The sequence below is a fragment of the Ruegeria sp. D6 genome (genome assembly GCF_056534365.1).
Genome location: NZ_JBQFPH010000001.1, coordinates 143,872 through 156,436 on the forward strand (window position 1 = coordinate 143,872; position 12,565 = coordinate 156,436).

At 57.9% G+C, this 12,565-nt stretch carries 12 protein-coding genes; 11 read left to right on the top strand and 1 reads right to left on the bottom strand.

Going from position 1 to position 12,565, the window contains the following annotated elements; translation table 11 throughout:
• Position 1: 1 nt before the first annotated feature.
• The 11 genes from ACR0A1_RS00690 to ACR0A1_RS00740 all read left to right on the top strand — a co-directional run bounded on the left by ACR0A1_RS00690 (position 2) and on the right by ACR0A1_RS00740 (position 11,870).
• Positions 2 to 1,105, top strand: a complete 1,104-nt coding sequence (locus ACR0A1_RS00690; RefSeq protein WP_480865854.1) for an energy transducer TonB — start codon at positions 2 to 4, stop codon at positions 1,103 to 1,105.
• The gene (tolB, locus tag ACR0A1_RS00695; protein WP_170404374.1) at positions 1,102 to 2,421 is read left to right on the top strand and encodes a Tol-Pal system beta propeller repeat protein TolB; all 1,320 of its coding nucleotides are present in this window, start codon (positions 1,102 to 1,104) and stop codon (positions 2,419 to 2,421) included. The genes ACR0A1_RS00690 and tolB overlap by 4 nt, the downstream gene beginning before the upstream one ends.
• 86 nt (positions 2,422 to 2,507) lie before the next feature.
• Positions 2,508 to 3,011: a peptidoglycan-associated lipoprotein Pal gene (gene pal, locus ACR0A1_RS00700; RefSeq protein ID WP_170397385.1), complete on the top strand. Its 504-nt coding sequence runs from the start codon at positions 2,508 to 2,510 to the stop codon at positions 3,009 to 3,011.
• Positions 3,012 to 3,015: 4 nt separating this feature from the next.
• Entirely contained in the window at positions 3,016 to 3,846 is an 831-nt protein-coding gene (gene ybgF / locus ACR0A1_RS00705) for a tol-pal system protein YbgF (RefSeq protein ID WP_170404791.1), read from the top strand.
• On the top strand, positions 3,843 to 5,096 hold the full coding sequence (gene tilS / locus ACR0A1_RS00710; RefSeq protein WP_480737258.1) for a tRNA lysidine(34) synthetase TilS: 1,254 nt from the start codon (positions 3,843 to 3,845) through the stop codon (positions 5,094 to 5,096). The genes ybgF and tilS overlap by 4 nt, the downstream gene beginning before the upstream one ends.
• A gap of 77 nt (positions 5,097 to 5,173) precedes the next feature.
• The gene (gene ftsH, locus ACR0A1_RS00715; protein WP_170424311.1) at positions 5,174 to 7,090 is read left to right on the top strand and encodes an ATP-dependent zinc metalloprotease FtsH; all 1,917 of its coding nucleotides are present in this window, start codon (positions 5,174 to 5,176) and stop codon (positions 7,088 to 7,090) included.
• A gap of 95 nt (positions 7,091 to 7,185) precedes the next feature.
• Positions 7,186 to 7,761 (top strand): MOSC domain-containing protein, encoded by a 576-nt coding sequence (locus ACR0A1_RS00720; protein WP_480865857.1) that lies wholly within the window; start codon positions 7,186 to 7,188, stop codon positions 7,759 to 7,761.
• Between the two features lie 166 nt (positions 7,762 to 7,927).
• A complete protein-coding gene (locus ACR0A1_RS00725; protein ID WP_170511397.1) occupies positions 7,928 to 9,604 on the top strand; it encodes a formate--tetrahydrofolate ligase in 1,677 nt (558 codons plus the stop codon).
• Positions 9,605 to 9,661: 57 nt separating this feature from the next.
• The gene (locus ACR0A1_RS00730) at positions 9,662 to 9,967 is read left to right on the top strand and encodes a chorismate mutase (RefSeq protein WP_170397374.1); all 306 of its coding nucleotides are present in this window, start codon (positions 9,662 to 9,664) and stop codon (positions 9,965 to 9,967) included.
• Positions 9,968 to 10,020: 53 nt separating this feature from the next.
• Complete coding sequence (gene folD, locus ACR0A1_RS00735) at positions 10,021 to 10,911, top strand: bifunctional methylenetetrahydrofolate dehydrogenase/methenyltetrahydrofolate cyclohydrolase FolD (RefSeq protein WP_170511402.1); 891 nt, start codon at positions 10,021 to 10,023, stop codon at positions 10,909 to 10,911.
• Between the two features lie 374 nt (positions 10,912 to 11,285).
• Positions 11,286 to 11,870 carry a LytTR family DNA-binding domain-containing protein gene (locus ACR0A1_RS00740; protein ID WP_480865859.1) on the top strand — a complete coding sequence of 195 codons (585 nt, stop codon included), beginning with the start codon at positions 11,286 to 11,288 and terminating at the stop codon, positions 11,868 to 11,870.
• Positions 11,871 to 11,873: 3 nt separating this feature from the next.
• On the opposite strand, the gene pdeM is transcribed toward ACR0A1_RS00740, so the two are convergent.
• Complete coding sequence (pdeM, locus tag ACR0A1_RS00745) at positions 11,874 to 12,536, bottom strand: ligase-associated DNA damage response endonuclease PdeM (RefSeq protein ID WP_170424301.1); 663 nt, start codon at positions 12,534 to 12,536, stop codon at positions 11,874 to 11,876.
• Positions 12,537 to 12,565 lie beyond the last annotated feature (29 nt).

The window sequence follows — 12,565 nt, forward strand, 5'->3', positions numbered from 1 at the left end:
GGTGGATACCGGCACCAAGATTTCGGCAATTGCGCATGTCAGTCTGATTGGCTGGGCGCTGATCGGCGGGACCTTCCGGTCCGAGCCGCTGCCGATGGCTGTACAGGATGTCTCGGTGATCTCGGCTGAGCAGTTTGCGGCCATGACCGCGCAACGCGAGGCACCCGAGGTGCCGACTGACCCGGCTGAACTGCAACAGCCTGCAGAACCTGATGAGATCGAAATACTGGACCCGACGCCGGAAGATACGCCCGAACCTGAGCAGGTTGCTCAACCCGAACCGGATCCGGAACCGGAACCAGAACCAGAAACAGTGGAAATCCCACCTGAACCCGAACTGATAGAACAGCCTCCAACGCTTGAAGAGCCCGAGCCTGAGCTGGCGGCGCTTCCTGCGCCTCCAGGCCCAGAGGCAGAACCAAGCCCAGCGGATAAGATCGCGCCCGAGCAGATTGCTCCTCCTCCGCCCGAGGCCAAGCCGGATGAAATTGAAACCCCTCCGGTTTCGCTGGATGAAGGGGCGGAAATCCAACAAGAACAGCTGGATCAAACGGCACCAGAAGAGGCCGCTCCCGAGATCGTGACCGAGGCGGAAGAAGTCGAAGATCCGGCCCCGCGAACTTCTCCTCGTCCGCGCGTGCGCCCGAACCGGCCGGCACCCCAGCCAGAGCCCGAGGTTGCAGAAACGCCCGAGCCCGCGCCGACTGAGCCTGCGCAAAACGAGCAAGCGATCAATGACGCCCTGGCCGAAGCATTGGGCAATGGCACCGAACCTTCGGGCCCACCACTGACTAGCGGTGAAAAAGACGCGATGCGGGTTGCGGTGTCGCGGTGTTGGAATGTCGGGTCCCTGTCGACGGATGCGCTGGAAACTGTGGTTGTTGTCGGGTTTTCGTTAACCAGAGATGGCAAAGTGGTTGGCGGCAGTTTGCAGCTACTCGACAGTACAGGCGGCTCGGCCGCATCAGCAAAACAAGCCTACGAAGCTGCGCGCCGCGCAATTTTGCGCTGTGGGTCTAAAGGATATGACCTACCTGCTGACAAATACGATCAATGGCAGGATATTGAGATTACATTCAATCCCGAGAGGATGCGGATCAAATGATGAAACTTCTGACCAGCCTCTTAATTGGCCTGACCCTTCTTTCGACCTCGGCCTACGCCCAAAGTGGCCCGCTGCGTCTGGAAATCGATGAAGGGATCATCGAACCAATGCCGTTTGCCGTGCCAAGCTTTGTGCCTGACGGTCCCTCGGCGGCACAATATGCACAAGATATCTCGCGGGTGGTCGTGTCTGACCTGACCGGAACGGGCCTGTTTCGTGAAATCTCGTCGGATGCATATATCAGCCGCGTCAGCAGTTTCGATGCGCCGGTACAGTTCGCTGATTGGAAGGCGATCAACGCTCAAGCACTGGTGACAGGGGCGGTCAACGTGTCGGGCAAGCGCCTGACGGTTCGGTTCCGGGTCTGGGATGTCTTCTCGGGACAGGAACTCGGCAACGGGTTGCAGTTTGCAGGAACAACCGACGGTTGGAGGCGCATGGCGCATAAGGTCGCGGATCAGGTTTATACCCGGATCACGGGAGAGGGCGCCTATTTCGACAGCCGTGTCGCGTTTGTGTCGGAGAGCGGCCCAAAGGATCAACGGCGCAAACGGTTGGCCATAATGGATTACGACGGCGCTAATGTGCAGTATCTGACCGACAGCGCAGCGATTGTTCTGGCGCCTCGGTTCTCACCGGCGGGCGACCAGTTGCTCTATACCAGCTACGAGACCGGTCAGCCGCGTATTTACGTTCTGGATGTCGGCCGCGTGAAGCGGCAAGAGTTGAAAACGCAGGAAGGCACCATGAGTTTCTCACCGCGCTTCTCTCCGGATGGTCGTTCAATTGTTTACTCGTTGACCCAAGGCGGAAACACGGATTTGTGGAAAATGGATCTGGCCTCGGGCCAGAGCGTGCGGCTGACCAACACGCCGGCAATTGAAACTGCCCCCAGCTATGCGCCGGATGGCAGCCGGATTGTGTTCGAAAGCGACCGATCCGGCACCCCGCAGCTTTACATCATGCCCGCCAACGGAGGCGAGGCAACGCGGATCAGTTTTGGGCAAGGCCGCTATGGCACGCCGGTCTGGTCTCCGCGTGGTGACTTGATTGCCTTTACCAAGCAGAACAAAGGTCGCTTCCACATCGGTGTTATGCGCACGGATGGCAGCGAAGAGCGCCTTTTGACCGCCTCGTTCCTGGACGAAGGTCCCACATGGTCGCCAAACGGGCGGGTCATCATGTTCACCCGCGAAACGCAGGGGGCAAGCGGTCGATCGACGCTTTACTCTGTGGATATTTCGGGCCGTAACTTGCGTCCTGTTAGAACGCCGGATGGCGGTAGCGACCCGTCTTGGGGGCCACTGCAGAATTGATCGGAACTGACAGCAGGTAAAGTTCACAACAAACCCGCAATGTGATAGAAGCGCGGCAATAAACAACGAAACACGAGGCACTTGAGATGAAACTGTTGAGCAAAGTCGCGGCAATTGGGGCGCTGACCCTGATTGCGGCCTGTTCCAATAATGATCCGTCGGCTCTTGGTGGCGGCGCTGGTGGCAGCGGCGCGCTGGTTCCGGGCTCACCCAGTGATCCGCGCTCACCGGCTTATTTCCAGCAGACAGTTGGTGACCGGGTTCTGTTCGCGGTCGATCAGTCCACGCTCAGCCCGCAGGCGCAGACGATTCTGCAAGGGCAGGCCGATTGGCTGCTCGCCAATCCGGATTTTGTCGCCAATATCGAAGGCCATGCGGACGAGCAGGGCACGCGCGAATACAACCTTGCGCTTGGAGCTCGTCGGGCCAATGCGGCGCGGGAGTATCTGATCTCACGCGGGGTGGCAGGCAACCGGTTGACCACCGTCAGCTATGGCAAGGAACGCCCGATCGAAATTTGCAGCACCGAGGATTGCTATTCGAAAAACCGCCGCGCGGTGACGGTGCTGACCGGTTCAACCTTGGGGTAAGATGATGCGAATTGCAGGTTTGGTTCTGGCGGCGGTCGTGACCGTCGCTGGTATGGCACAGGCACAGGATCAGCAGACGCTGGCGGATATCCGTCAGGAATTAACCGTGCTGCATGTGGAAATTCAGCGTCTCAAGCGCGAGTTTTCAACCACTGGGTCCCCCGCGCCAAACCTGTCTGGCAGTTCCGTGCTTGAGCGCGTTGATGCGATCGAGGCAGAATTGCAGCGCCTGACACGCCAGACCGAGCAGTTGAACCAAAGGGTGCAGAATGTCGTGACCGATGGCACCAACCGTATCGGTGATTTGGAGTTTCGTCTGGTTGAACTTGAAGGCGGTGATCTGAGCGCGTTGGGTGAAACCTCAACGCTGGGTGGTGAGACATCGACCGATGTGGCTGTGGCACCCACCCCCAACCCTACGCAACCCACGGTCACTGATCAGGGTGAGCTTGCAGTCGGTGAACAAGCGGATTTTGATGCCGCTTCGCAGGCCCTGGTGGATGGAGATTTCCAGACCGCGGCCGATCTGTTTGCGCAATTCGACCAGTCCTATCCGGGCAGCCCGCTGGCGAGCCAAGCCAACCTGCGGCGCGGGCAGGCGCTGAAAGGGGTGGGCGATACACGCGAAGCGGCGCGCGCCTTTCTGGCCAGCTTCACGGGCGACTCCGAAGGGCCTCTGGCACCCGAGGCGTTGTTTGAGTTGGGCGCAGCGCTTGGACAGCTGGGCCAAACCGATCAGGCTTGCATCACTCTCGGCGAAGTTGGCGTTCGGTTTCCGGCATCGGCACCAGCTGCTTCGGCCACACAGGAAATGGCAACGCTGGGCTGTTCTTGACCTCTGACGCCGATACGCTTCGGGCCAATTTGCGGGCAGGTCTGCCCGATCCACTGCCGCGCCGTCTGGGGGTGGCGGTATCAGGGGGCAGTGATTCGACTGCCCTGTTGCGATTACTTGTTGATATCGCGCGACAAGAGCAGATCGAGCTGTTTGCGGCGACCGTTGATCACGGCCTGCGAGCTGAATCTGCGTCAGAGGCCTTGGCTGTCGCAACCCTGGCGCAGCGCTTAGGCATTCCTCATGAAACGCTGAAATGGCAGGGGTGGGATGGATCCGGAAATCTGCAGGATCAGGCGCGGCGTGCGAGATACCGGTTGCTGGTCGCGTGGGCCGAATCGAAGGGCCTAGAGGCAGTTGCGCTGGGCCACACGGAGGATGATCAGGCTGAAACGGTACTGATGCGGCTGGCCCGTGCTTCGGGCGTTTCGGGGCTTTCGGCCATGGCTGTATCGCGAAAAGAAGGTCGGGTCACATTGCTGCGCCCATTGCTGTCCACGACACGCTCCGATCTTCGGGAATATCTGACTGCGCAAGGTATTTCGTGGATTGATGATCCGTCGAATCAGGACCCTCGTTTTGACCGGATCAAAGCCCGCCAGGCACTTTCCGGATTAAATCAAATCGGGATCACGGCAGAGTCATTATCACGGGTCGCTGAAAATATGGCGCAAGCGCGTGAAGCATTGGCGCAATACGCGCAAGAATCCGCTTTCCGGTGCATGACGGTGACGGATGGCGATCTTTGCATTGATCGCGAAGGTTTCGAAACTCTGCCCGAAGAAATCCGTCGTCGGCTTGTGATCGCGTCGGTTTCATGGATCGTGGGAGGAGAGTATCCGCCACGACACAAAGCGGTTGATCAAGTGCTGGATTCGATATCGTCTGCTCAGACGGCCACCCTGGGGGGCTGTATTTTTACCCCGGAAGGCAAAAAAACTTGGGTTTGCAGAGAGCTAAACGCCGTCAGCAATCAGCACGCGCGCCCCTCAGAACCTTGGGACAGGCGTTGGATTATATCCGGGCCAAAAACTGAAGTTGCGGAAATCCGGGCGCTTGGTGAGGATGGTATATTGCAGCTGGAAAACTGGCGCTCTGTGGGCAAACCTCGCGCTGCAGTGTTGTCGACGCCCTCGGTCTGGGCCGAAGGCATGCTATTGGCGGCACCTCTGGCCGGTTTTGCAAACGAATGGCGGGCCGAACTGCTTCCAGAAAGGTCCGACTTCGATGCGGTGATTTTATCTCATTGAACCTGCCACAATCCTCTCTATTTTAAGGAACAACCCCGGCAGGTCCCCACCTGCCGAAACCTTTCGGGAGATTTTCCTTGGGCAACGCTCGCAACATCGCCTTCTGGGTCGTTCTGTTTCTGCTGATCCTGGCACTGTTCAACCTGTTCAGTGGACCCAGCGGGTCGCTTCAGAACAATGAACGCACCTATTCCGAATTCGTCAGCGCCGTGGACGCCGGAGACGTCACCAGCGTGACGCTGGATGGCGAACAGATCCGCTATCGCACGAATGAGAATCAGGACTTTGTCACCATCAAACCCACCGATGCCGAGGTGACGAAGCTGCTGATCGACAAGAACATCCCCGTACGTGCTGAAAAACAGCAGCAATCGGGTTTCCAGTCGTTCCTGATCACGCTGCTGCCCTTCCTGCTGCTGATCGGTGTCTGGGTCTATTTTATGAACCGGATGCAGGGTGGCGGCAAAGGTGGCGCGATGGGTTTTGGCAAGTCCAAGGCCAAGATGCTGACCGAAAAGCACGGCCGGGTGACGTTCGACGACGTTGCGGGCATCGACGAGGCCAAGGAAGAGCTGGAAGAGATCGTGGAATTCCTGCGCAACCCGCAGAAATTTTCGCGTTTGGGCGGTAAGATTCCCAAAGGCGCGCTGCTGGTTGGCCCTCCGGGCACTGGTAAGACGCTGCTTGCCCGTGCGATTGCGGGCGAGGCAGGTGTGCCGTTCTTTACGATCTCGGGTTCCGATTTCGTTGAAATGTTCGTTGGTGTTGGTGCATCGCGTGTGCGTGACATGTTCGAGCAAGCCAAGAAGAACGCGCCTTGTATCGTCTTCATCGACGAAATTGACGCCGTGGGGCGCCATCGTGGTGCTGGCTATGGCGGCGGTAACGACGAACGCGAACAGACTCTCAACCAGCTGCTGGTTGAGATGGACGGTTTCGAGGCCAATGAAGGCGTGATCATTCTGGCTGCCACCAACCGGAAGGACGTTCTGGACCCCGCGCTGCTGCGTCCGGGCCGGTTTGACCGTAACGTGACCGTCGGCAACCCCGACATCAAAGGCCGTGAAAAAATTCTGGGCGTTCACGCGCGCAAGACGCCTCTGGGTCCCGATGTCGACCTGCGCATTATCGCGCGCGGCACGCCGGGCTTTTCGGGCGCTGATCTGGCGAACCTCGTGAACGAGGCCGCATTGATGGCCGCCCGCGTCGGTCGTCGCTTTGTCACAATGGAGGACTTTGAGAACGCCAAAGACAAGGTGATGATGGGGGCCGAGCGCCGTTCGATGGTGCTGACGCAGGACCAGAAGGAAAAAACCGCCTATCACGAGGCCGGCCATGCCGTTGTGGGTCTGGAACTGCCGCTGTGCGATCCGGTCTATAAGGCGACCATCATTCCGCGCGGTGGTGCGCTGGGTATGGTTGTGTCACTGCCCGAAATGGATCGTCTGAACTATCACCGCGATGAGTGTGAGCAGAAGCTGGCCATGACTATGGCAGGCAAGGCCGCCGAGGTGATTAAATACGGCGAAGATCACGTGTCGAACGGCCCTGCGGGTGATATCATGCAGGCCAGCCAGTTGGCCCGCGCCATGGTGATGCGCTGGGGCATGTCGGACAAGGTCGGCAACATCGACTATGCCGAGGCGCATGAAGGCTATCAGGGCAACACCGCCGGGTTCTCGGTATCGGCTCATACCAAAGAGCTGATCGAAGAAGAGGTAAAGCGCCTGATCCAGCAAGGCTATGAACGCGCGCACAAGATCCTGACCGACAAGAACGAGGAATGGGAGCGACTGGCGCAAGGCCTGCTTGAGTATGAGACCCTGACCGGCGATGAGATCAAGCGCGTCATGAATGGCGAACCGCCCACCGAAAGCGATGATGAGGGTGACAGCCCCGATGAGGGCAACGCCCCCAGCGTAACTGCCATCCCGAAGACCAAGTCCAAGAAATCGCCGCCAGATGGCGGTATGGAACCAGAACCCACTGCATAATTGCAAAACTCGGAGCCAGCCTCCGGGTTTTCTCTTTTCATCAGGGCTTTGCTAGGCATTATGCCTGCTAACCTGTGATTGAAGGGGGGCGCCTCATGCCATTCTTGCGTGAAACTGAATATTCGGCCGAGGTGGTATGGCTGGGCCATGTTCCAGCAGGCCAGTCTTTGCGGGCCAAGCCTGTCAACGCTTTGGACCTGAATTTTGATGGCGTTCAGGGGGAACGGCATCAAGGGCTCAATCGGGCGTCCTGTGTTCGGGTAGCGAATCTCTATCAAAAGGGCACCGAGATCCGGAATGTGCGGCAATTGTCAGTGCTGTCGGCAGAGGAATTGGGTGATATTGCGGCTGAGATGGAGTTGGCAACGCTTGATCCGTCTTACCTTGGGGCTTCGATTGTCCTGAAGGGCATTCCCGATTTCTCTCATATCCCTCCGTCGTCGCGGTTGCAGGCCGAGAGCGGGTTGACGATCACTGTGGACATGGAAAACGCCCCCTGCGTTCTTCCGGGCCGCGAGATCGAGGCGGATCACATCGGTTACGGGGCGGCATTCAAACCTGCGGCCAAAGGGCGACGCGGGATAACGGCTTGGGTCGAACGCCCGGGAGCTCTGAAACGCGGTGACAAGATGCAATTGTTTGTGCCGGATCAGCCCCTTTGGAACCCATAGGTTCAATCCGTTTCCGATTTGCGCATTACGATTTCTCGCAACGCCGTTTCGCGGCATGAAAATGTCGGAATCCTTAGCCATCAGTGTTGTGTACATCAGTATATGTTGCGCAGCGCCGACGCCCGTGCGTCGGTTTTGCACGGAATTCAATCAGGGACCCTGCCCAATGAGCTACAAATCCGACATTGAGATTGCCCGCGAGGCGAACAAAAAGCCGATTCAGGAAATCGGCGCGAAGCTGGGTATCTCCAGCGATGATCTGCTGCCTTACGGCCATGACAAGGCCAAAGTCAGCCAGGACTTCATCAACTCGGTACAGGACCGCGAAGACGGCAAACTGATCCTGGTGACCGCGATCAACCCAACCCCCGCAGGTGAAGGTAAGACCACCACCACCGTAGGTCTGGGCGACGGCTTGAACCGCATCGGAAAGAACGCGATGATCTGTATCCGCGAAGCTTCGCTTGGCCCGAACTTCGGTATGAAGGGCGGCGCCGCAGGTGGCGGTTACGCGCAGGTTGTTCCGATGGAAGAAATGAACCTGCACTTCACAGGTGACTTCCACGCCATCACCTCGGCCCACTCGCTGCTGTCGGCGATGATCGACAACCATATCTATTGGGGTAACGAGCAGGAAATCGACACCCGCCGCGTTGCATGGCGCCGCGTCGTCGACATGAACGACCGTGCTCTGCGTCAGATCACGGCGTCTCTGGGCGGCGTGTCGAATGGTTTCCCGCGTGAAGCAGGCTTTGACATCACCGTGGCGTCCGAAGTCATGGCGATCCTTTGCTTGGCAAACGACTTGAAAGATCTGGAGAAGCGTCTGGGCGACATTATTGTTGCTTACCGCCGCGACAAGACCCCGGTTTACTGCCGCGATATCAAGGCAGAAGGTGCAATGACCGTTCTGTTGAAAGACGCGATGCAGCCGAACCTGGTGCAGACGCTGGAAAACAACCCGGCCTTCGTTCACGGTGGTCCCTTCGCAAACATCGCGCATGGCTGCAACTCGGTCATCGCAACCAAGACCGCTCTGAAAGTGGCCGACTATGTTGTCACCGAAGCGGGCTTTGGTGCTGACCTCGGTGCCGAGAAGTTCATGAACATTAAGTGCCGCAAGGCGGGTATTGCTCCGTCGGCAGTGGTACTGGTTGCCACCGTGCGCGCGATGAAAATGAATGGCGGCGTGGCCAAGGCTGACTTGGGTGCGGAAAACGTTGACGCTGTGAAGTCAGGTTGCGCCAACCTGGGTCGTCACATCGAAAACGTCAAATCCTTCGGTGTTCCGGTTGTCGTCGCGATCAACCACTTCGTCACCGACACCGATGACGAAGTTCAGGCGGTCAAGGACTACTGCGGCGAGCATGGTGTTGAGGCGATCCTTTCGCGTCACTGGGAGCTGGGTTCGGACGGCTCTGCGCCTCTGGCCGAAAAAGTTGTCGAAATCGTCGAAAATGGTGCCGCGAACTTCTCACCGATCTACCCAGACGACATGCCGCTGTTCGAGAAGATCGAAACCATCGCCAAGCGTATCTATCGCGCCGACGAAGTTCTGGCCGACAACAAGATCCGCAACCAGCTGCGCGAATGGGAAGAAGCAGGCTATGGCAATCTGCCGGTCTGCATGGCGAAAACCCAGTATTCGTTCTCGACCGATCCGTCGCTGCGCGGCGCGCCTACCGGACACTCGGTTCCGGTGCGTGAGGTTCGCCTTTCCGCTGGTGCCGGTTTCATCGTCGTTGTCTGCGGTGAGATCATGACCATGCCCGGTCTGCCGCGCAAACCGGCCGCCGAAACCATCTGCCTTAACGACGCAGGTGAGATCGAGGGCTTGTTCTAAGCGCTCAAATAAGACATCTCGTGGTCCGGGGATATCCCCGGGCCGCAGGAGACCAAAATGCCCACTCTGATACCTCCGCAAGACTGTCATTCGATGCAGGAATTGCGGCCTCAGATCGACAAGCTAGACCGCCAATTGATTGGATTGCTGGTAAAGCGCGCAACCTATATCGACCGCGCGTCGCAACTGAAACCCGGCGAGGGCCTGCCAGCCCGCATCCCGGAACGTGTCGAAGATGTGGTGCAGCGCGTCCGCAAGAGCTCGGATGAGTTGGGTATGGACCCCGATCTTGCCGAAAAGCTCTGGCGTATACTGATTGATTGGTCGATTGCCCGCGAAGAACGCGTGCTCGGCCCAGACTGAAGAAACGGGCGCCTAGTGCGCCCGATCCGTTTTGTGAAAGAAGGGATCAAAGAATGGTAGCGCAGGTTATCGACGGAAAGGCCTTTGCCGCCAAAGTGCGCGCACAGGTGGCTGACCAGGTTGCAAAGCTGAAAGAAGAGAACGGCATCACCCCCGGTCTGGCGGTGGTTCTGGTGGGCGAAGACCCGGCCAGCCAGGTCTATGTGCGTTCTAAGGGCAAGATGACCGTCGAGGTCGGCATGAACTCGTACGAGCACAAGCTGGATGCAGAGACCTCCGAAGAGGACCTGCTGGCGCTGATTGACAAACTGAACAATGACCCTGCGGTGCACGGCATTCTGGTGCAACTGCCGCTGCCCAAGCATCTGAACGAAGATCTGGTGATCAACTCGATCGATCCGGCAAAGGATGTGGACGGGTTCCACATCTCGAATGTGGGCCTGCTGGGAACAGGTCAGAAGTCAATGGTGCCGTGCACTCCGCTGGGCTGTCTGATGATGTTGCGCGATCACCACGGCTCTTTGTCCGGCATGGATGCTGTAGTGATCGGTCGGTCGAACATCGTGGGTAAGCCGATGGCGCAGTTGCTTCTGGGCGACAGCTGCACCGTGACCATCGCGCATAGCCGCACCAAAGACCTTCCCGATGTTGTGCGCCGTGCTGATATTGTGGTCGCCGCAGTTGGTCGCCCCGAGATGGTTCCGGGTGACTGGATCAAGGAAGGCGCAACCGTGATCGATGTCGGCATCAACCGGATCGAACGCGACGGCAAGAACAAGCTGGTTGGCGACGTTGACTACGCCACTGCGGCAGAACGCGCTGGTGCGATTACCCCTGTTCCCGGCGGAGTTGGCCCTATGACGATCGCCTGCCTTCTTGCGAACACGCTCACCGCGGCTTGCCGCGCAAACGGCTTGCCTGAACCGGAAGGCCTGACTGCCTAATTGCAACCTCCGGGTTCAATTCGGGCGCAAGGTCAATGATTGAATTGGCCGGAGAGCGAAAAGCCCTCCGGCCTTTTTCATTAGATTAGGATATTTATATAACTACATCTTGACTTGACCTGGCGTCGGTCGGTGATAATCCTTCTATTCCAGCCGTTTAAGGGGTTATAATCCTGTCTGTTCGTGTTTCATGGTTTTGCCTTTGGCGAGGTGCGTTACCTGGTATGATGAAGCTGAGTCCGATCTTCTCGTTAGTAAGCCTTCAACGGTTAGTGGCGGGCCTCGTTTTTATTCCTTTATTGGCGTATTCCTTTGCCCCCTTTCGGGATATGACACTGCCATTCAGTCAGCGGATGGTGTTCTGGACAGGTGTTATGCTGCTCGCGCTTGCAGCGACTTGGTCGGCTGGAAAGCTGGTACGCGAACGGCTCAATCGATCAGGATTGCTGGTGCGTGATTTTGCCTTCGTCCTGTTGATCCTGACATTGTTTGCCCCATCGCTGTGGTTGCTGACCTGGATTCTGTTCACGCTAAATGGATTGATGGCACCGGGCATATTGAAAGTCGCCCCTTATGGTCTTCTCTTCGCCACCGGACTTTTGCTGGTGCGTCAGCGGGAAGAAACCGCAGCACCGCTATACGAACCCAGACCACGTCTTTTCAATCGTTTGCCTGCCAAGTTCGAGGGTCAGGTTTATCGGTTGACCGTGCGCGATCACTATGTCGACGTGGTCACGTCCGATGGCACGTTTACAATCCGCTCGCGCTTTACCGACGCGATTGCCGAGATGGAGCCGGTACAAGGCCATTGTACGCACCGTTCACACTGGGTTGTGGATTCGGCGATTGTTGGGGTCGAAAAAGAAAGGGGAAAATCCTTTTTGCACCTCAGCAACGGCGATCAGGTTCCTGTCAGCAGGAAATACAAGCAACAGCTCGTGGACGACGGGTTGCTCTAGAACCTATCTGGGCATCGGGATGAGTTGAGGCTGCGCACCGGTCAGAATTGCCCGCGCATCCGGCGCCATGATGCCGCTCAGAGCCTCTGCTGAACTGCGCAACCCCCCAGTGTAAGCGCCATAAGCTGGAAGGATCAGACGTGATTGATCCAACAAAAAAGCCGGTCGGGTGATCGAGCGCCCTCGGGCATTGAGGTTAACTTTGGGGTGGTAGTGGCCCGAGACTTCACCAGCACTGTTTTGCTGGGCGATATGGCGAAAAATCAGATCGTGGCAAGCCCATTCGGACAGATGTGTGCCGCCCATTTCTACCGGGCCGGGGTCATGGTTCCCTTCAATCCAGATCCAACGCCGCCCAGCCTGCATGGCGGTGATCTGTTGCCTATCCTCAGCAGCCAACGCGCCCGAGGCATCGAGATCGTCAAAGCTGTCCCCCAAACAGATGACCGTCGTGGCACCGGTACGGGCAAGATCACTTGCCAATCGGGTCAATGTTTCGCGGCTGTCATACGGCGGCAATGTCGGGCCGCCCCTGCGGGCGATCCGTTCGGATTTGCCTAAATGCAGATCGGAAACACAGAGCAAGCCCTGTTCCGGCCACCATAGTGCGCCCGACCCAAGCGCAGTCAGGTCTTGGCCAGAAAATGAAAACGCGATCTTGTTCATGATCCGTTCTTCATACGATTTTGCGGATT

Excerpts from the sequence above, each read along its gene's own strand:
- tolB (WP_170404374.1), top strand. The coding sequence starts at position 1,102 with ATGATGAAACTTCTGACCAGCCTCTTAATTGGCCTGACCCTTCTTTCG.
- pal (WP_170397385.1), top strand. The coding sequence starts at position 2,508 with ATGAAACTGTTGAGCAAAGTCGCGGCAATTGGGGCGCTGACCCTGATT.
- ybgF (WP_170404791.1), top strand. The coding sequence starts at position 3,016 with ATGCGAATTGCAGGTTTGGTTCTGGCGGCGGTCGTGACCGTCGCTGGT.
- ACR0A1_RS00720 (WP_480865857.1), top strand. The coding sequence starts at position 7,186 with ATGCCATTCTTGCGTGAAACTGAATATTCGGCCGAGGTGGTATGGCTG.
- ACR0A1_RS00725 (WP_170511397.1), top strand. The coding sequence starts at position 7,928 with ATGAGCTACAAATCCGACATTGAGATTGCCCGCGAGGCGAACAAAAAG.
- ACR0A1_RS00730 (WP_170397374.1), top strand. The coding sequence starts at position 9,662 with ATGCCCACTCTGATACCTCCGCAAGACTGTCATTCGATGCAGGAATTG.
- folD (WP_170511402.1), top strand. The coding sequence starts at position 10,021 with ATGGTAGCGCAGGTTATCGACGGAAAGGCCTTTGCCGCCAAAGTGCGC.
- ACR0A1_RS00740 (WP_480865859.1), top strand. The coding sequence starts at position 11,286 with ATGCTGCTCGCGCTTGCAGCGACTTGGTCGGCTGGAAAGCTGGTACGC.
- pdeM (WP_170424301.1), bottom strand. The coding sequence starts at position 12,536 with ATGAACAAGATCGCGTTTTCATTTTCTGGCCAAGACCTGACTGCGCTT.